Source organism: Salmonella sp. SJTUF15570, assembly GCF_043357055.1.
Classification (GTDB): Bacteria; Pseudomonadota; Gammaproteobacteria; order Enterobacterales; family Enterobacteriaceae; genus Salmonella; species Salmonella enterica.
Map to the genome: position 1 here is coordinate 44,403 of NZ_JBEUKJ010000001.1, position 18,115 is coordinate 62,517.

Here is an 18,115-nt window from a genome sequence, read left to right on the forward strand (position 1 = left end):
ACCATGCTGAAAACGATTCGTAAACACGGTATTACGCTGGCGCTTTTTGCCGCAGGCTCTACGGGATTGACCGCGGTGATTAATCAGATGACAAAATCAACCATCCACGAACAAGCGCTGCAACAACAACATGCCCTGTTCGATCAGGTATTGCCGCCAGATCGTTACAATAATAATCTGCAAGAGAGCTGTTATCTGGTCGATGCGCCCGCCCTCGGCAAAGGCACACACCGTGTTTTTATCGCTCGCAAGGATGATAAACCCGTAGCGGCCATCATTGAGGCCACCGCGCCAGATGGCTATTCCGGCGCTATCCAGCTTATTGTTGGCGCAGATTTCAACGGTACCGTCCTGGGGACGCGTGTGACGGAACATCATGAGACGCCAGGGTTAGGTGATAAAATTGAGCGCCGTTTGTCTGACTGGATTACCCACTTTAGCGGTAAAACCATCAGTGGTGAAAATGATACGCACTGGGCGGTGAAAAAAGATGGCGGTGATTTTGATCAATTTACCGGGGCGACAATAACGCCGCGTGCCGTAGTGAATGCGGTTAAACGCGCCGGGCTGTACGCCGAATCACTGCCCGCTCAGCTCCCCCATTTAACCGCCTGTGGAGAATAACCATGAGCGAAATAAGAGACATTGTTGTTCAGGGGTTATGGAAAAATAACTCTGCTCTGGTGCAGCTACTTGGCCTGTGCCCTTTACTGGCGGTGACGTCTACGGCAACCAACGCTCTGGGGCTGGGTCTGGCCACAACGCTGGTATTAACGCTGACCAACCTTACGGTGTCCGCACTACGTCGCTGGACGCCGGCAGAAATCCGTATCCCGATTTACGTCATGATCATTGCCTCGGTGGTAAGCGCAGTACAGATGCTGATCAATGCGTATGCGTTCGGTTTGTATCAGTCTTTAGGGATTTTTATTCCTCTGATTGTAACGAACTGCATTGTTGTTGGTCGCGCCGAAGCGTTTGCCGCGAAAAAAGGACCGTGGCTTTCCGCGTTGGACGGTTTTTCCATCGGCATGGGCGCGACAGGCGCGATGTTCGTGCTGGGTTCGCTGCGCGAGATCCTCGGGAATGGTACGCTTTTCGATGGCGCGGATAGCCTGCTGGGAGGCTGGGCAAAAGTATTACGGGTCGAGATATTTCACACCGACTCGCCTTTCCTGCTGGCGATGCTGCCGCCAGGCGCGTTTATCGGCCTGGGGCTCATGCTGGCGGTAAAATATCTTATTGATGAAAAAATGAAGAAACGCCGCGCCGAAACCGCGCCTTCCGCAGTTCCGGCAGGTGAAACAGGGAAAGTCTGATGAACAAAGCAAAAAGGCTGGAAATTCTGACGCGCCTGCGCGACAGCAATCCGCACCCCACAACGGAACTCAATTTCACGTCGCCGTTTGAGTTGCTGATTGCCGTGTTGCTTTCCGCGCAGGCAACCGACGTCAGCGTGAACAAGGCGACCGCCAAACTTTACCCGGTCGCCAATACGCCAGCCGCGATGCTGGAACTGGGCGTTGAAGGCGTGAAATCCTATATCAAAACCATCGGCTTATTTAACAGTAAAGCGGAAAACGTGATTAAGACCTGCCGTATTTTACTGGACAAGCATAATGGCGAAGTGCCGGAGGATCGGGCGGCGCTGGAAGCGCTTCCCGGCGTGGGGCGTAAAACCGCTAACGTAGTACTAAATACCGCCTTCGGCTGGCCGACCATCGCCGTTGATACGCATATATTTCGTGTATGCAACCGAACGCAGTTCGCGCCGGGTAAAAATGTCGAGCAGGTAGAAGAGAAGTTGCTGAAAGTGGTGCCGAATGAGTTCAAAGTGGACTGCCATCACTGGTTAATTTTGCATGGCCGCTATACCTGTATCGCCCGAAAACCCCGCTGCGGCTCCTGCCTCATTGAAGATCTTTGCGAATACAAAGAAAAAGTCGATATTTGATATGGTCGGAGTGCGTCCGTCACGCCAGCGCGCTCCCACCTTCGGCCTGGATCTATTTTAGCCATCAATCATTCCAGTCTCTGTCCTTTTTCTGATGTAATGTGCTTTCGTTTTCACTCCACGTCAGGTTAATCATTTTTTTAATCGCAAAAAATTCTATCTATCCGTGATCAGGATCACTTTGATAACTTCATGTGAAATTTAATGACATCTAAGGTTACATTTACAACCGGATAGACTGACGCCCCGTTTTCACTACAAAACATTACTCTGCCATTTTTTCAGATAATGGCCTATATCACTGCTTTTCACCTTAAATAGCAGAAGATATCGCCTTTCACCCAAACCAATGGCCTTTTTGCAGTGTAAAAATCTGCCATTCTTCAAATGAAGAAATTTAACGCTGGATAACATTTCTGACATCGGACGATTCAACCAGAAGAGTTATATGTAACAGATTATTACAAAGCTCTTGTCTGGAGAGGAAAGATAGTGAACATTACCTGCCGTTTCCCCTCCAATATAACAATCGGACGGATGAGTCTGACTCATCACGCGCCAGACAATCCCTGTTAATACGGGGCGTAAAAAAGAGGTAAAAGTGTCTACTGCAAACAAAAAACCAACTGAAAGCGTCAGTTTGAACGCTTTCAAACAACCGAAGGCGTTCTATCTCATCTTCTCGATAGAGTTATGGGAGCGTTTTGGTTATTACGGCCTGCAAGGCATTATGGCCGTCTACCTGGTAAAACAACTGGGTATGTCAGAAGCGGATTCCATCACCCTTTTCTCTTCCTTCAGTGCGCTGGTGTACGGCCTGGTCGCCATTGGCGGTTGGTTAGGTGATAAAATTCTGGGCACCAAACGCGTTATTATGCTGGGTGCCGTGGTGCTGGCTATCGGTTATGCGCTGGTCGCATGGTCTGGTCATGACGCTGGCATCGTCTATATGGGCATGGCGGCTATCGCTGTGGGTAACGGTCTGTTTAAAGCTAACCCGTCTTCCCTGCTGTCTACCTGTTACGCGAAGGACGATCCGCGTCTCGACGGCGCATTTACGATGTATTATATGTCCGTCAACATCGGCTCCTTCTTCTCTATGCTGGCGACGCCGTGGCTGGCGGCGCGTTATGGCTGGAGCACCGCGTTTGCGCTTAGCGTCGTCGGTATGCTGATAACCGTCGTTAACTTTGCTTTCTGCCAGCTCTGGGTGAAAAGCTACGGTTCCAAACCCGACTTTGAACCGATCAACTTCCGTAATCTGCTGCTGACAATCGTGGGTATTGTCGTTCTGATTGCGGTCGCCACCTGGCTGCTGCACAACCAGGATATCGCGCGTATGGTGCTGGGCGTAATCGCTCTTGGCATCGTCATTATCTTCGGTAAAGAAGCGTTTTCCATGCACGGCGCGGCTCGCCGTAAAATGATCGTCGCCTTTATTTTGATGCTGCAGGCGATTATCTTCTTCGTACTGTACAGCCAGATGCCGACGTCGCTGAACTTCTTTGCCATTCGTAACGTCGAGCACTCTATTCTCGGTATCGCGTTCGAACCGGAACAGTATCAGGCGCTGAACCCATTCTGGATCATTATCGGCAGCCCGATTCTGGCCGCTATCTATAACAGGATGGGCGATACGCTGCCGATGCCGATGAAATTCGCCATTGGTATGGTGCTGTGTTCCGGCGCGTTCCTGATTCTGCCGCTGGGCGCCAAATTTGCGAACGATGCCGGCATCGTATCCGTAAACTGGCTGATCGCGAGCTACGGCCTGCAAAGTATCGGTGAGCTGATGATCTCCGGTCTGGGACTGGCAATGGTCGCACAGTTGGTTCCGCAGCGTCTGATGGGTTTCATCATGGGTAGCTGGTTCCTGACAACGGCAGGCGCTAACATCATCGGCGGTTATGTCGCCAACCTGATGGCTGTGCCGAGCGACGTGACTGACCCGCTGATGTCCCTGGAAGTCTATGGTCGCGTATTTATGCAGATTGGCATAGCAACTGCCGTTATCGCCGTCCTGATGCTGCTGACAGCGCCTAAGCTGAACCGTATGACCCAGGACGATGATACCGCTGAAAAAGGCTCTAAAGCCGCTACAGTTTAATTTTCCGGGAAACAACATTCAGGCCGCTAACTGTGCGTTAGCGGCTTTTTTTTTGCACGTCCCCGCACTACCATACTTTAAACCTCAGCAAAAAGGAGTTACCGATGAAACTGTTCTACAAACCGGGTGCCTGCTCTCTTGCTTCCCATATTACCCTGCGCGAAATTGGCAAAGACTTTACGCTTGATGGCGTCGATCTCGCAAAAAAACGCCTGGAAAACGGTGATGATTACCTGGCAGTCAACCCTAAAGGACAGGTTCCGGCTCTGCTGCTGGATGACGGCACACTGTTGACTGAAGGCGTCGCCATTATGCAGTACCTCGCCGACAGCGTTCCCGACCGCCAGCTTCTGGCGCCGGTAAGTAGTCTTGCTCGCTATCATACGCTGGAATGGCTCAACTATATTGCAACGGAACTGCATAAAGGCTTTACCCCGCTGTTCCGCCCTGACACGCCGGAAACACTCAAACCCGCCGTTCGCGCCGGTCTGGAAAAGAAATTGCAGTATGTGGATGAGTCGCTTTCAGACGACCAGTGGATTTGCGGCCAGCGTTTTACCATTGCAGACGCTTATCTGTTTACCGTATTGCGTTGGGCCTATGGCGTAAAACTGAATATGGACGGGTTAACGCATATTGAAAGTTATATGCAGCGTGTCGCAAAAAGACCGACCGTTGCGGCAGCGCTTAAAGCGGAAGGACTGAATTAATGTCATGTTGCCGGATAGCTCGCTGTACCGCCATCCGGCCTCTTTTTAGCAGCAATAATTACAGCCGCGTTGCGCTGAAGTAATGTTCAGGGTTAGCGATCCTGTCCTGGGCCGCCACGACCTGCAGTTCGTACTCCTGCATCGTTTTGGTGGCGATCATAATCTCATAGACTGCCGCCGTAACGTGCTCCAGCGCCTGCTGCAACGTCGCGCCCTGCAAAAGTTTGACCAGCAATAAACCACTGGTGACATCGCCAACGCCAACCGGCTGACGTGAGCCGAAATCCACCAGCGGACGGCTAATATGCCAGGCTTCCTGCGCTGTCACCAGCAGCATTTCAAAGCGTTCTGAACTGTAACCGGCGCGGGCGAGATGTTTTACCAGTACAATTTCTGGCCCCTGAGCAATCAGTTCGCGCGCCGCCTGCACGGCGTCATCCACACTATTCACGCTATGTTTGCTGAGAATTTCCAGTTCAATCAGGTTAGGCGCGATAATATCGCTGGCGGGTAGCGCATAACGCACATGGAACTCTGCGACGCCAGGCGCCACGATACAGCCCTTTTCCGGATGCCCCATCACGGGATCGCAGAAATATTTTGCCTGCGGATTTGCCGCTTTAACCTGGCGCACAATACCGAGAATGTGTTCTCCCTGCTCGGCAGATCCCAGGTAACCGCTAAGTACGGCGTCGCAGTGCGCTAACTGGCCAATGTCCGCAATCCCCTGGACAATCTCAGTCAGATGGCTGGGCGGCATGACACAGCCGGTCCATTTACCATATTGCGTGTGGTTAGAAAACTGAACGGTATTCAGCGGCCAAACATTCGCGCCAAGACGGCGCATGGGAAATTCGGCGGCGCTGTTGCCCGCATGTCCGAAAACAACATGGGACTGGATAGCGAGGATATTCTTCATTTTTTTACCTGAACATCAAAAATAAGGGAGTGATTTCTCACTCCCTGTTACTTAATGCCTTATTTCCAGCAAATCAGACAATAGTTCTTTTTGCCGCGACGTAATAAGGTATAGCGGCCAAACAGACGGTCCTCATCGTTAAAGATGTATTCAGGATCGGATTGTTTTTCACCATTGATAGTGACAGCGTTGGAGGCGATAGTCTTACGCGCCTGACCACGCGACGGCTGGAGTTCGGCGTCTACCAGCGCCTGCATCAGGTCGGCGCCTTTTTCCATTTCAACCATCGGTACGCCGTCCTGCGCCAACTGCTCAAAGTCAGCTTCGCTCAGCGCGCTCAGTGAACCGCTGAACAGGCATTCGGTGATCCGTTTCGCCGCGACCAGCCCCTCTTCACCATGAACCAGGCGCGTCACCTGCTCGGCCAGCACATACTGCGCGCGCGGCGCTTTACCGCTGTTTTTATCTTCTTCTTCCAGGGCATTGATCTCTTCAATGTCCATAAAAGTGAAGAATTTCAGGAAGCGATAAACATCGGCATCTGCGGTGTTAATCCAGAACTGGTAGAATTTGTACGGACTGGTTTTCTTCGGATCCAGCCAGACAGCGCCGCCTTCGGTTTTACCGAATTTCGTGCCGTCAGCTTTGGTGATCAGCGGAACGGTCAAACCAAATACCTGATTCTGGTGCAGGCGACGGGTCAGGTCGATACCGGAAGTGATGTTCCCCCACTGGTCAGAACCGCCAATCTGTAAGGCAACGCCGTGCAGTTTATTCAGACAAGCGAAGTCGTACCCCTGTAGCAGGTTATAAGAGAACTCCGTGAAAGAGATACCCTGATCGTCACGGTTCAGACGCTGCTTCACCGCTTCTTTGTTGATCATCTGATTAACGGAAAAATGTTTACCGATATCGCGCAGGAAAGTCAGCACATTCATGCTGCCGAACCAGTCATAGTTATTGGCCGCGATGGCGGAGTTTTCGCCGCAATCAAAGTCCAGGAATGGGGCAACCTGTTTACGAATTTTCGCCACCCACTCCTGAACGGTCTCTTCAGTGTTCAGTTTACGCTCGGCGGCTTTGAAGCTCGGGTCGCCAATCAGACCGGTCGCGCCGCCTACCAGCGCAACAGGTTTGTGCCCTGCCTGCTGGAAGCGTTTCAGGCATAACAATGGAACCAGATGCCCCAAATGCAAGCTGTCAGCGGTAGGATCGAAGCCGCAATAGAGCGCGATCGGGCCTTGCGCCAGTCGCTCTGCCAACGCGTCTTCGTCCGTCACCTGGGCTACCAGCCCCCGCTCTTGCAATTGTTTAATCAAGTTACTGCTTGCCATCAAAATCTCCATGTATAAAACGACTGCACCTTTGCCGGTACACGACTTTTCGCCAGACGCGAAAGAGACATAGCATAAAACGGCGGATTCATCCGCACCAGTGCTTAAAACAAGATTTTTGCATCTTTAGGGCGCAAGACGGTCGATTTTCCATGCGCCGTCGTCGCGTTGGTATAAAAAGCGATCGTGCAGACGATGTTCGCCGCCCTGCCAGAACTCCATCTGTTCGATACTCACGCGAAAACCACCCCAGAAGCTGGGTAACGGCACTTCGCCCTGTTGAAACTTCTGCTTGAGCTCCAGGAATTTGCTTTCGAGGATACCGCGCGCGGAAATGCGGCTGGATTGTTTAGAGACCCATGCGCCGATCTGGCTGTCGCGCGGACGGCTGTGGAAATACCTCACCACCTCAAGAGTGGAGAGACGCTCGGCTTTGCCTGTCACCATCACCTGGCGTTCAAGCATATGCCAGGGAAATAACAGGCTGATACGCGGATTGTGCTCAATTTGATGCGCCTTGCGGCTTCCCAGGTTGGTATAAAAGACCAGGCCTTTTTCATCGTAATGCTTGAGCAATACAATACGCTGGTACGGTTGCCCCTTGTCATCTACGGTCGCCACGACCATTGCCGTCGGATCGGCCAGTCTGGCGTCGCACGCTTGCCCAAGCCAGCGCTCAAATAAGGTTAACGGTTCAGCGGGTAAATCGCGGCGACGCAAGCCGCCTTTCGTGTATTCACGGCGCAGATGCGCGATCTGCTGCAATTGGTCGTTATCAGACATGGCGTTGATCAGAAATAATCAGTGGGTGGCGCTATTGTGCGCCCCCATACTGAAAATCTCAACGCTTCGGATTTTGTAACTGACAGTTATTAAGCACAATTCTGTCTCGCTTATAGACCGTGGCGCTCTCGCCTTGCGACCAGAAAACATAAATCCCGTCGGTATAACGCGCGCCCGAGGCCGAGATTCCTTGCTTCAGGGTCAGCAGCTTATTGTCATAAACAAAACTGACCTCTTCACGCGGGTTATTGACTTTAACGGTAAGCGGCTTCTCATCACACTGGTATTCCAGCGTATCCGTTTGCATACGTTCAACAAATTGTTGATAAACGCTACAGCCGGTCAGCAGCACAGGTAAACACATTATTGCGATCTTTTTCATAGGCATATCCCGAAAGCTCTCCTGCTTCTGGAAGGGCAAACGCCCCTTCCTGACCTTGCTAGTTTACTGATATAGGGTCCGGGAAAAATTCAGTTAACTCTGAGTTATTGGGTTAGCCGGGTAAATAGCGCCTAAAACACTGGCTTCTGTAGCCCCCGTCACGGAAGGTAAATTTCCCGGCAGGCCCGCGAGCGTTCGCCAGGCAAGCCATGCAAAGGCCAGCGCTTCCATATCATCGCCGCTGATCCCCGCCTTATCGGTGGTCGAAACCTCGATACCGGGCAACAGCGCCGCCAGACGGGCCATCACTAACGGATTCCGGCTTCCGCCGCCACAGACCATCAGCCGCTCGCAGCCGCCATTGAGCAGCACCTGTTGGGCGATGGAGACCGCCGTCAGCTCCGCCAGCGTGGCCTGTACATCGCGCGCGTCTGCGCCAGGGAAAGCCGTAAGATGGCGCTCTAACCAGCCATAGTTGAAATATTCGCGTCCTGTACTTTTGGGCGCCGACGCAGCAAAGTACGGATCGCGCAACATCTTTTGCAGCAATGGAAGAATAACCTGACCTTCTTTCGCCCATGCCGCGTCTTTGTCGTAGGGCTGCGCGCATTGTCGCCAAATCCACGCATCCATCAACATATTACCCGGCCCCGTGTCGTACCCGCGCACCGCCTGTCCGGGGAAAAGCAGAGATAAATTGGCGATGCCGCCGATATTCAGGACCATACGTTTTTCCGTCGGATGTCCCAACAGCGCGTGATGGAAAGCGGGCACCAGCGGCGCGCCTTGTCCGCCCAGCGCAATATCCCGCCGCCGAAAATCGCCGACCACTGTAATCCCCGTATGGGCGACGATGTGATTATTATCGCCAATTTGCAGCGTATGCGGGGCCTCGCCGGTCGGCTCATGCCAGACCGTTTGCCCATGACAACCAATGGCGACGATATCCCGCGGCTGCAAACGTTGTTGCGCTAACAGCGCATTAACCGCCTGTGCAAAAAGCCGGCCTAACTGGGTATCCAGCTGGCCGAGTTGCGAGAGCGTAAGCGGTTGTCCCTGGCAAATATCGAGAATGCCTTTTTTCAGATGAACGGGAATGGGCCAGGTGAGACTTGCCTGTTGCGCAACCATGGTTTCATCAATTGCCGCCAGTACAACATCCACGCCATCAAGGCTGGTCCCGGACATAACGCCAATAAAACGGCCCGATTTCATACCTCTTCCTTATTAAGCTGGGTTAAGCCTTAACACTCGGCATAACGTATTTTGCAATGCGATGCCCGCGTCACGTTTTTTGCCGTGCCGTCCACGGATATCAATAACCTATCTTTTCTTGCTTCCCACTTCGTTTAAGATTAGTTAATTAACTTCTGATTATGATTTTTACATTCTTTCGGCAGAAGATATGACCTTAACTGCATAAATGCCATATAATTTAGCTATAGGGATGCTGAAATAGCGTTTCGTGAAGAACAGGAGATGGGTAAATGATTAAACGTGTACTGGCCGTTTCACTGATGGGGTTATCCTTAGCTGGGTGTGTTAACAATGATAGCCTTTCGGGTGATGTTTATACCGCATCCGAGGCTAAACAAGTTCAGAATGTAACGTACGGTACTATCGTTAACGTTCGTCCGGTTCAAATTCAGGGCGGTGATGATTCTAACGTGATTGGCGCTATCGGCGGCGCGGTGTTGGGCGGATTCCTCGGCAACACTATCGGCGGCGGTACGGGTCGTTCACTGGCGACCGCGGCAGGCGCGGTGGCTGGTGGCGTAGCGGGCCAGGGCGTCCAGAGCGCAATGAATAAAACCCAGGGTGTGGAACTGGAAATTCGTAAAGACGATGGCAACACCATTATGGTTGTGCAGAAACAAGGAAATACGCGTTTCTCGGCAGGTCAGCGTGTCGTGCTGGCCAGCAACGGCAGCCAGGTTACTGTCTCTCCACGCTAAACCAGGCTTTACGTGTGGTCACATGGCCACACGTATGCCCCTGCACCTCAATCGTGAGAGTGCAATTCCATAATGTTGTGTTCAAGTTTAGCGACAAGTTTAATCAGAAGCTCAATCTCCTCTGAAGAAATCCCAGCCAAAATTTCACCGCGCGTTTTATGAATGACCTCTTCCATCTCAGCGATCAGCGGCTCCGCTTTTTCGGTCAGTTTAATCCGCTTAGCGCGACGATCGCTGGCGCAGGTTTGCCGCGAAATTAGCCCCTTATCTTCAAGTTGATCCAACGTGCGTACCAGCGATGGCTGCTCAATGCCTATCGCTTTAGCCAATTGAATCTGCGACTGGTCAGGCGGCAATTGATGAATATTGTGCAACGTGACCCAATGTGTCTGCGTCAATTCCAGAGGCTTGAGGCGATGGTCAATCAGAGCACGCCAAATGCGCACCAACCGTGCCAGATCAGAACCTAGTGGCGATTCCAATTTCATCTCCTTATAATTAGCTTGCTAAGTTATTATGCTGATTTTAGAATAGTGTGCAGTATTTGTATTCTCAAAACAAATGTATTGCTAAATTTGCTTACCAATAGACATTTTTTCAGACATAGTGCGCACCTGGCACCTGTAGCTTCAGTTTTGGCTAAAACTAAAGCATCGATGTCTGACGCAAAGGAACATTGCTTGTGAAGTGTATACTCAACGCCACAGGATTGCCCTTACAAGATCTCATGTTGGGAGCATCTGTTTACTTTCCGCCATTCTTTAAAGCCTTTGCGCTTGGGTTCGTTATCTGGTTGTTTATTCACCGACTCCTGCGTGACCGGATATACTCTGATGAAATCTGGCATCCCCTGTTAATGGATCTCTCCCTCTTTACGCTTTGCGTATGTCTGGGCCTCGTTTTACTGATCGCGTGGTAAATATGTCGTTAAAAACAATAAAATATTTTTCTACTCTCATTGTCGCCGTCGTCGCCGTTCTGGCCGCATGGTGGTTATGGAATTACTATATGCAGTCACCGTGGACGCGCGATGGTAAAATCCGCGCGGAACAGGTCAGCGTAACGCCGCAGGTTTCTGGCAGCATTACCCAACTCAATATCAAAGATAATCAGTTCGTCAACGCCGGGGACGTTCTTTTTGTCATTGATAAAACGCCCTTCCATATTGCAGAACTTAACGCGCAGGCGCAGTTGGCCAAAGCGCAGTCCGATCTGGCAAAAGCGAATAATGAAGCCGATCGACGTCGACATTTATCGCGTAACTACATCTCTGCTGAAGATCTGGATAGCGCCAATCTGAATGTTAAAGCGATGCAGGCCAGCGTAGATGTCGCACTGGCGACGTTAAAACAGGCGCAGTGGCAGCTTAGCCAGACGGAAGTAAAAGCGCCGGTATCCGGCTGGGTGACCAACCTTTCCACGCGTACCGGTGATTATGCCAGTACCGGTAAGCCGCTTTTCGCCCTGGTAGATAGCCATTCATTTTATGTAATGGGATATTTCGAAGAAACCAAACTACGCCATATCCGCGAAGGTGAACCTGCATTAATAACACTGTATAGTGGCAATATTAAGTTACAGGGTCACGTTGGCAGTATCGGGCGCGCTATTTACGACCAAAGCGTGGAAAGCGACTCCGGTTTAGTGCCCGATATCAAACCCAACGTACCGTGGGTACGTCTGGCGCAACGCGTACCGGTACGTATCGAATTTGACGCTTTGCCGCAGGATATCACGCTCGTCTCCGGCACTACCTGCAGCGTAGCCATTGGACAGCGGTAATGAAACTCTCCCTGCCGGCCCTGCGAAATACGCCCTGGTTTAAAGCGACCTCCGGCCAGTGGCGTTACGCGTTGCGCAATACCATTGCCATGTGTCTCGCGCTGACATTCGCTTATTATCTCAATCTGGATGAGCCCTACTGGGCGATGACTTCGGCCGCAGTGGTGAGCTTTCCGACCGTAGGCGGCGTAATCAGTAAAAGTCTGGGGCGTATTGCCGGGAGTTTACTCGGCGCGACCGCCGCGTTAATTATTGCTGGCCATACGCTGAATGAACCCTGGTTGTTCTTATTTAGCATGGCCGCCTGGATCGGTTTTTGTACCTGGGCCTGCGCGCATTTTACCAATAATGCCGCTTATGCTTTCCAGTTGTCCGGCTACACGGCGGCGATCATCGCGTTCCCGATGGTTAATATTGTAGAAATCACGCAGTTGTGGGATATCGCCCAGGCACGTGTATGTGAAGTTATCGTCGGCATCCTCTGTGGCGGCATGATGATGATGATCCTACCCAGCACATCGGATGGCACTGCCCTGCTCACCGCGTTGAAAAACATGCATGCACGCTTGCTGGAACATGCCAGTCTACTGTGGCAGCCGGAGACTACCGACGCTATCCGCTCCGCGCATGAGGGCGTGATTGGGCAAATCCTGACCATGAACCTGCTGCGTATTCAGGCCTTCTGGAGTCACTACCGTTTTCGCCGCCAGAATGCATTGCTAAATGCATTGTTACACCAGCAATTACGGCTAACCAGCGTGATCTCCAGTCTGCGTAGAATGCTTTTAAACTGGCCGACGCCGCCGGAAAACAGCCGCGAAGTTATTGAACAACTCTTAGCCGCGCTAGCGAAACCGCGCGCGGACAGCTACACCGTGGCGCGGATTATTGCGCCGCTACGCCCGCAGGATGAACAGGATTATCGTCACCTCGCGTTCTGGCAGCGATTACGCTATTTTTGCCACTTATATCTGCGCAGCAGCCGCCAGTTATATCTGATCGAAAGCGGCGCGCCGGTGGATCAAATCCATATCCGCCGCACTCCCGGCCTTGCACGGCATACGGATAACGCAGAGGCCATCTGGAGCGGCGTACGTACCTTTTGCACGCTCACGGTGATTGGCGCCTGGAGTATTGGCGCGCAATGGGAATCCGGGCCCGGCGCATTAACCCTGGCGGCGATCAGTTGCGTTCTCTACTCCATCGTCGCCACGCCGTTTAAGTCGCTCACCTTATTGATGCGTACTTTAGTGCTGCTGTCCTTATTCAGCTTCGTGGTGAAATTTGGCCTGATGGTGCAAATCACCGATCTGTGGCAATTCTTGCTTTTCCTTTTTCCGCTGTTCGTCACGATGCAACTGCTTAAACTGCAGATGCCTAAGCTGGCGGGACTGTGGGGGCAGCTTATCGTTTTTATGGGCTCATTCATCGCCGTGACCAATCCGCCGGTGTACGACTTCGCCGACTTCCTTAACGATAATACCGCCAAGATCGTCGGCGTCGCGATTTCCTGGCTGGCGTTTGCGATTTTGCGCCCCGGTTCCGATGCCGTAAAAAGCCGCCGCCATATCCGCGCGCTACGCCGGGATTTCGTCGATCAGCTTAGCCGTCACCCTTCCCATAGCGAAAGCGAGTTTGAGTCGCTGACCTATCATCACGTCAGTCAGCTCAGCAATAGCCAGGATGCGCTGGCGCGCCGGTGGTTATTACGTTGGGGAGTGGTACTGCTGAACTGCTCGCATGTGGTGTGGCAGCTGCGCGCCTGGGAGTCGCGTTCCGATCCGCTTTCCCGGGTGCGGGATATTTGTATATCCCTGCTGCGCGATGTGATGAGCGAGCGCGGCGTGCAGCAACGCCCGCTTGCCGTCACGCTACAGGAACTACAGCGTATCTGCGACACGCTCGCACATCATCATCAACCCGCCGCGCATGAGCTGGCGGCGATTATCTGGCGTTTACACTGTTCGCTGTCGCAGCTGGAACAGGCTCCAGCACAGGGAACGCTGTCTCCGGGTTATTTAATGACGCCGCAGGCGTAACGCATTCCGCCGCCGCCGAGCGGTTTCGGCTGATCGGACATGTTATCGCCGCCCACATGGATCATGAGCGCTTTATCTTTCACTTCATCAAGAGACTTCAGACGCGGCGCAGTAACCGGTTCGGTGGCGATACCATCATTATTAACGACTAACACCGGGAGGTCGCCCAGATGCCCCTGGCCTTCCGGTCCTTCATGCTTACCGGTATTTTGTGGGTCCAGATGACCACCAGCGGCTTCTGCGGCAACCGCTTTGCCGTCTTTAATCGCGGGCTGGCAGCTACCGTTGGCATGAATGTGAAAACCATGCTCGCCCGGCGGCAACGCTTTAAGGTGTGGGGTAAATTTTAAGCCGCCTTCGGTTTCATCGATGACGACGGTGCCGATAGACTGTCCTACGCCTTGCGCCGTCACCAGGTTCATCTCTACTTTCTCGCTGGCGGCCTGCGCACCCGCGCAGGCCAACAGCGTTACTATCGCTAAACTTAATCGCTTCATAAAACCTCCGTTACATGTGGTCGCCTGTTAAGTGTAAACCACTGGCGAAAACATGAACGGAAAGTCAACGAGTTGGCGATTACGGCACGTCATAACCCAGTGCCGCCTTGCGGATTCGGAACCACTGTTGACGCGACAATGACAGCGTTTCCGCTTCTAGTGCGGCGCGTACGCGTTCGATTTTACCCGAGCCAATAATCGGCAGCGGCTGCGACGGCAAACGTAAAATCCAGGCATAGACCACCTGTTCAATAGAACTGGCGTTGAGTTCTTGCGCGATAACGGAAAGTTCCTGGCGCAACGGCTGATAAGCCTCATCATTAAACAGACGACCGCCGCCAAGACATGACCAGGCCATCGGACGAATACGCAGTTGCTGTAATTGATCTAATGTGCCGTCCAGCAACAAAGGCTGGTGAACCGGCGAGATCTCCACCTGGTTGGTCGCCAGGGTGAACGGCAGGCGCGATTGCAGTAACGTAAATTGCGCTGGCGTAAAATTAGAAACGCCAAAATGGCGCACTTTGCCGCTTTGGTGCAGATGTTGAAACGCCTCGGCGACGTCATCCGCATCCATTAACGGATCGGGACGGTGAATTAACAACATATCCAGATAATCTGTCGCCAGATTTTTTAATGACTGTTCGGCGCTCAGAATAATATGGCGGCGATCGGTAATATAATGACCGAGCCTATTTTCCGCTCTGGCGGTGGTCGCAATACCGCATTTGGTAACGATTTGCAGTTTTTCCCGCAAATGCGGCGCCAGCGTTAGCGCCTCGCCAAACGCCGCTTCGCACTGATAACCGCCATAAATGTCCGCATGGTCAACGGTGGTGACGCCCAAATCCAGATGTTCTTCGATAAAACTCACTAACTGACGCGCGGAAATATTCCAGTCCATCAAACGCCAGTAACCCATGACAAAACGCGAAAACTCCGGGCCTTGTGGAGCGATGGTGACACGCTGAACCATAACAGATTCCTCATAGAGAATAATGAGGTTGAGTATACGCAATTCCGCGTTTAAAAGAGTGAAGGTTGTTGAGGATCTTCCGATGGGAGAGGCTTATTTGCGCGTATTTTACGCAAGAAACGCTGGCGACAAAGCCGCAGTACATTTTGTTTCTCGGCATCGCTCATTTTTTGCCAGTTAAAGCGTTCGTCGCGGCTGCGCATACATCCCCGACAAAAGCCACGCTCATCAGACTGACAGATACCGCGACATGGGCTTGCTACAGGAAAAAACTCCAACTGCTCGGCCACATCCCCTCCTCAACGTTTGGCGCTTATGACTATTGAAGACGCTAACTGACATTATGGCAACTCTGCTTGCAGTAGACCGACTGGTCTACTATACTGCCTGTCATGAATAAGCAAACCGAACACGATACCCGCGAACATCTGCTGGCCACCGGCGAGCAGCTTTGTATGCAACGGGGTTTTACCGGCATGGGGCTTAGCGAGTTGCTCAAAACCGCCCAGGTGCCTAAAGGGTCGTTTTATCACTACTTTCGCTCGAAAGAAGCCTTCGGCGTCGCCATGCTTGAGCGACATTACGCCTGCTATCATCAGCGTCTTACGGCGCACTTCACCTCCGGTCCCGGTAATCATCGCGATCGTCTTCTCGCCTGGTATCAGGAAACGTTAAAGCAGTTTTGCCAGCAAGGCGCCATTAGCGGTTGCCTGACGGTGAAACTGTCAGCGGAGGTCTGCGATCTGTCGGAGGATATGCGCTCTACGATGGATAAAGGGGCGCAGGAGATCATGGCACTGCTTGCACGCGCGCTGGAAGATGGCCGTAATAGCCACTGTTTACATTTCACCGGCCAGCCGTTGCCACAGGCGCAGGTACTTTATGCCCTGTGGCTGGGCGCCAATTTGCAGGCCAAAATATCCTGTAGCGCCGCGCCGCTGGAAAATGCGTTGGCGCATGTTAAGACCATCATTGCAACGCCTGAGCAGTAACGGGCGTTTTTATTTCCTTTATTACAAGACGACCGGTCTACTTATATCAGGAGCCACTATGTCATCAGCAAAACTGTTTACCCCCCTCAAGGTGGGTGCCATCACGGCGACAAATCGCGTATTTATGGCGCCTTTGACGCGTTTGCGGAGTATTGAACCGGGCGACATTCCTACGCCGTTAATGGCGGAATATTACCGTCAACGCGCCAGCGCCGGATTGATCATCAGCGAAGCCACACAAATCTCCGCACAGGCGAAAGGCTATGCCGGCGCACCGGGATTACACAGCGATGAGCAGATCGCCGCCTGGAAAAAAATCACTCAGGGAGTCCATGCCCAGGGCGGCCATATGGCGGTGCAACTGTGGCATACGGGCCGTATTTCACACGCCAGCCTGCAACCAGGCGGACAAGCGCCCGTCGCGCCATCCGCTATCAATGCGGGAACCCGCACCTCTTTGCGTGACGAAAACGGCCAGGCCATCCGCGTAGAAACTTCCACGCCGCGCGCGCTGGATACTCATGAGATCCCCGGGATCGTCAACGATTTCCGCCTGGCTATCGCCAATGCCCGAGAGGCAGGCTTCGATCTGGTGGAGCTGCACTCCGCGCACGGTTATCTGCTGCACCAGTTCCTCTCACCGTCTTCTAATCACCGTACCGATCAGTACGGCGGCAGCGTAGAGAATCGCGCCCGTCTGGTGTTGGAGGTGGTTGATGCCGGCATTAAGGAATGGGGCGCGGACCGTATCGGCATCCGCCTTTCTCCTGTCGGCACTTTCCAGAATGTCGATAACGGCCCGAATGAAGAAGCTGACGCCCTTTATCTGATTGAAGCGTTAGGCAAACGCGGCATTGCTTATCTGCATATGTCTGAACCAGACTGGGCGGGCGGCGAACCGTACAGTGACGCGTTCCGTGAAAAAGTGCGCGCGCGTTTCCACGGTCCCATCATCGGCGCGGGCGCCTATACGCCAGAAAAAGCGGAAGATCTGATCGAAAAAGGGCTGATTGACGCCGTGGCGTTTGGTCGCGATTACATCGCTAACCCGGATCTGGTAGCGCGTCTGCAATGTAAAGCGAAACTCAATCCACAGCGTCCCGAAAGTTTTTATGGCGGCGGCGCGGAAGGCTACACTGACTACCCTACTCTGTAATTTCATTGATAGCGGCCGCACATCGCCGCTATACTTTGAATATCTTGACTATTTTAAGGACAACGAAAATGCGTTTATTGCATACTATGCTGCGCGTCGGCGATTTGCAGCGTTCCATCGCTTTTTACACTAACGTTCTGGGCATGAAATTGCTGCGTACCAGTGAGAATCCGGAATACAAATACTCGCTGGCCTTTGTGGGATATGGTCCGGAAACGGAAGAAGCGGTCATCGAACTAACTTATAACTGGGGCGTTGAGAGCTACGACATGGGCAATGCGTACGGGCATATCGCGCTGAGCGTTGACAATGCTGCTGAAGCCTGTGAACGCATTCGTCAGAACGGCGGTAACGTGACCCGTGAAGCGGGGCCGGTAAAAGGCGGTTCGACCATCATCGCCTTCGTTGAAGATCCGGATGGCTATAAAATCGAATTGATTGAAGCTAAAGACGCAGGCCGCGGTCTGGGTAACTGATCCCCCGCCGGGCGCAGGTCACTGCGCCCGTTGTTTTACTGCATCCCGGCGTA

At 52.7% G+C, this 18,115-nt stretch carries 21 protein-coding genes; 12 read left to right on the forward strand and 9 right to left on the reverse strand.

Annotation, left to right across the window (positions count from 1 at the left end):
- Nucleotides 1–3: 3 nt before the first annotated feature.
- The 5 genes from rsxG (at nt 4) to gstA (ending at nt 4,771) form a co-directional block, all read left to right on the forward strand.
- A complete protein-coding gene (gene rsxG / locus ABVN44_RS00220) occupies nt 4–624 on the forward strand; it encodes an electron transport complex subunit RsxG (protein ID WP_000920822.1) in 621 nt (206 codons plus the stop codon).
- Between the two features lie 2 nt (nt 625–626).
- Entirely contained in the window at nt 627–1,319 is a 693-nt protein-coding gene (locus ABVN44_RS00225) for an electron transport complex subunit E (protein WP_023232038.1), read from the forward strand.
- Entirely contained in the window at nt 1,319–1,954 is a 636-nt protein-coding gene (gene nth, locus ABVN44_RS00230) for an endonuclease III (RefSeq protein ID WP_001030325.1), read from the forward strand. The genes ABVN44_RS00225 and nth overlap by 1 nt, the downstream gene beginning before the upstream one ends.
- A 601-nt stretch (nt 1,955–2,555) precedes the next feature.
- Nucleotides 2,556–4,061 carry a dipeptide/tripeptide permease DtpA gene (gene dtpA, locus ABVN44_RS00235; protein ID WP_052908347.1) on the forward strand — a complete coding sequence of 502 codons (1,506 nt, stop codon included), beginning with the start codon at nt 2,556–2,558 and terminating at the stop codon, nt 4,059–4,061.
- A 104-nt stretch (nt 4,062–4,165) separates the two neighbouring features.
- Entirely contained in the window at nt 4,166–4,771 is a 606-nt protein-coding gene (gstA, locus tag ABVN44_RS00240; RefSeq protein ID WP_000765727.1) for a glutathione transferase GstA, read from the forward strand.
- A 58-nt stretch (nt 4,772–4,829) separates the two neighbouring features.
- Here the strand turns inward: gstA and pdxY are convergent, their stop codons facing one another.
- The 5 genes from pdxY to anmK form a co-directional block, all read right to left on the reverse strand.
- On the reverse strand, nt 4,830–5,690 hold the full coding sequence (pdxY, locus tag ABVN44_RS00245; RefSeq protein WP_000789740.1) for a pyridoxal kinase PdxY: 861 nt from the start codon (nt 5,688–5,690) through the stop codon (nt 4,830–4,832).
- Nucleotides 5,691–5,749: 59 nt separating this feature from the next.
- On the reverse strand, nt 5,750–7,024 hold the full coding sequence (gene tyrS, locus ABVN44_RS00250; protein ID WP_000168626.1) for a tyrosine--tRNA ligase: 1,275 nt from the start codon (nt 7,022–7,024) through the stop codon (nt 5,750–5,752).
- Nucleotides 7,025–7,150: 126 nt separating this feature from the next.
- Nucleotides 7,151–7,807 carry a pyridoxamine 5'-phosphate oxidase gene (gene pdxH / locus ABVN44_RS00255; protein ID WP_001282334.1) on the reverse strand — a complete coding sequence of 219 codons (657 nt, stop codon included), beginning with the start codon at nt 7,805–7,807 and terminating at the stop codon, nt 7,151–7,153.
- A gap of 58 nt (nt 7,808–7,865) precedes the next feature.
- Nucleotides 7,866–8,195, reverse strand: coding sequence for a C-type lysozyme inhibitor (mliC, locus tag ABVN44_RS00260; RefSeq protein ID WP_001132086.1), 330 nt, complete (start codon nt 8,193–8,195; stop codon nt 7,866–7,868).
- Nucleotides 8,196–8,282: 87 nt separating this feature from the next.
- Nucleotides 8,283–9,404, reverse strand: a complete 1,122-nt coding sequence (anmK, locus tag ABVN44_RS00265; protein WP_000835021.1) for an anhydro-N-acetylmuramic acid kinase — start codon at nt 9,402–9,404, stop codon at nt 8,283–8,285.
- 272 nt (nt 9,405–9,676) lie between these two features.
- On the opposite strand from anmK, the gene slyB reads away from it, so the two are divergent.
- Entirely contained in the window at nt 9,677–10,144 is a 468-nt protein-coding gene (gene slyB, locus ABVN44_RS00270) for an outer membrane lipoprotein SlyB (protein WP_000597179.1), read from the forward strand.
- A gap of 47 nt (nt 10,145–10,191) precedes the next feature.
- Here the strand turns inward: slyB and slyA are convergent, their stop codons facing one another.
- Nucleotides 10,192–10,632, reverse strand: coding sequence for a transcriptional regulator SlyA (gene slyA / locus ABVN44_RS00275; protein WP_000764554.1), 441 nt, complete (start codon nt 10,630–10,632; stop codon nt 10,192–10,194).
- Between the two features lie 194 nt (nt 10,633–10,826).
- On the opposite strand from slyA, the gene ABVN44_RS00280 reads away from it, so the two are divergent.
- From ABVN44_RS00280 to ABVN44_RS00290, 3 genes are read left to right on the forward strand one after another with little or no spacing between them, the layout of a single operon-like run.
- Entirely contained in the window at nt 10,827–11,063 is a 237-nt protein-coding gene (locus ABVN44_RS00280) for a DUF1656 domain-containing protein (RefSeq protein ID WP_000649755.1), read from the forward strand.
- Nucleotides 11,064–11,065: 2 nt separating this feature from the next.
- Nucleotides 11,066–11,926 carry an HlyD family secretion protein gene (locus tag ABVN44_RS00285; protein WP_001518804.1) on the forward strand — a complete coding sequence of 287 codons (861 nt, stop codon included), beginning with the start codon at nt 11,066–11,068 and terminating at the stop codon, nt 11,924–11,926.
- Nucleotides 11,926–13,965, forward strand: a complete 2,040-nt coding sequence (locus ABVN44_RS00290; RefSeq protein ID WP_000777612.1) for an FUSC family protein — start codon at nt 11,926–11,928, stop codon at nt 13,963–13,965. Before ABVN44_RS00285 ends, ABVN44_RS00290 begins: the two co-directional genes overlap by 1 nt.
- Here ABVN44_RS00290 and sodC2 read toward each other — a convergent pair.
- The 3 genes from sodC2 to ABVN44_RS00305 all read right to left on the reverse strand — a co-directional run bounded on the left by sodC2 (nt 13,941) and on the right by ABVN44_RS00305 (nt 15,728).
- Entirely contained in the window at nt 13,941–14,462 is a 522-nt protein-coding gene (gene sodC2 / locus ABVN44_RS00295) for a superoxide dismutase [Cu-Zn] SodC2 (RefSeq protein WP_000826812.1), read from the reverse strand. The genes ABVN44_RS00290 and sodC2 overlap by 25 nt on opposite strands.
- Nucleotides 14,463–14,541: 79 nt before the next feature.
- Nucleotides 14,542–15,438: an aldo/keto reductase family oxidoreductase gene (locus ABVN44_RS00300; RefSeq protein WP_063054242.1), complete on the reverse strand. Its 897-nt coding sequence runs from the start codon at nt 15,436–15,438 to the stop codon at nt 14,542–14,544.
- A gap of 50 nt (nt 15,439–15,488) precedes the next feature.
- Nucleotides 15,489–15,728 (reverse strand): DUF1289 domain-containing protein, encoded by a 240-nt coding sequence (locus tag ABVN44_RS00305; RefSeq protein ID WP_001538148.1) that lies wholly within the window; start codon nt 15,726–15,728, stop codon nt 15,489–15,491.
- A gap of 102 nt (nt 15,729–15,830) precedes the next feature.
- Between ABVN44_RS00305 and ABVN44_RS00310 the strand changes: the two genes are divergently transcribed.
- From ABVN44_RS00310 to gloA, 3 genes are all read left to right on the forward strand, one after another.
- Entirely contained in the window at nt 15,831–16,430 is a 600-nt protein-coding gene (locus ABVN44_RS00310) for a TetR/AcrR family transcriptional regulator (protein WP_048348850.1), read from the forward strand.
- Nucleotides 16,431–16,488: 58 nt separating this feature from the next.
- Nucleotides 16,489–17,586 carry an alkene reductase gene (locus ABVN44_RS00315; protein ID WP_023232036.1) on the forward strand — a complete coding sequence of 366 codons (1,098 nt, stop codon included), beginning with the start codon at nt 16,489–16,491 and terminating at the stop codon, nt 17,584–17,586.
- Between the two features lie 68 nt (nt 17,587–17,654).
- The gene (gene gloA / locus ABVN44_RS00320) at nt 17,655–18,062 is read left to right on the forward strand and encodes a lactoylglutathione lyase (protein ID WP_001237787.1); all 408 of its coding nucleotides are present in this window, start codon (nt 17,655–17,657) and stop codon (nt 18,060–18,062) included.
- Nucleotides 18,063–18,115: the final 53 nt, after the last annotated feature.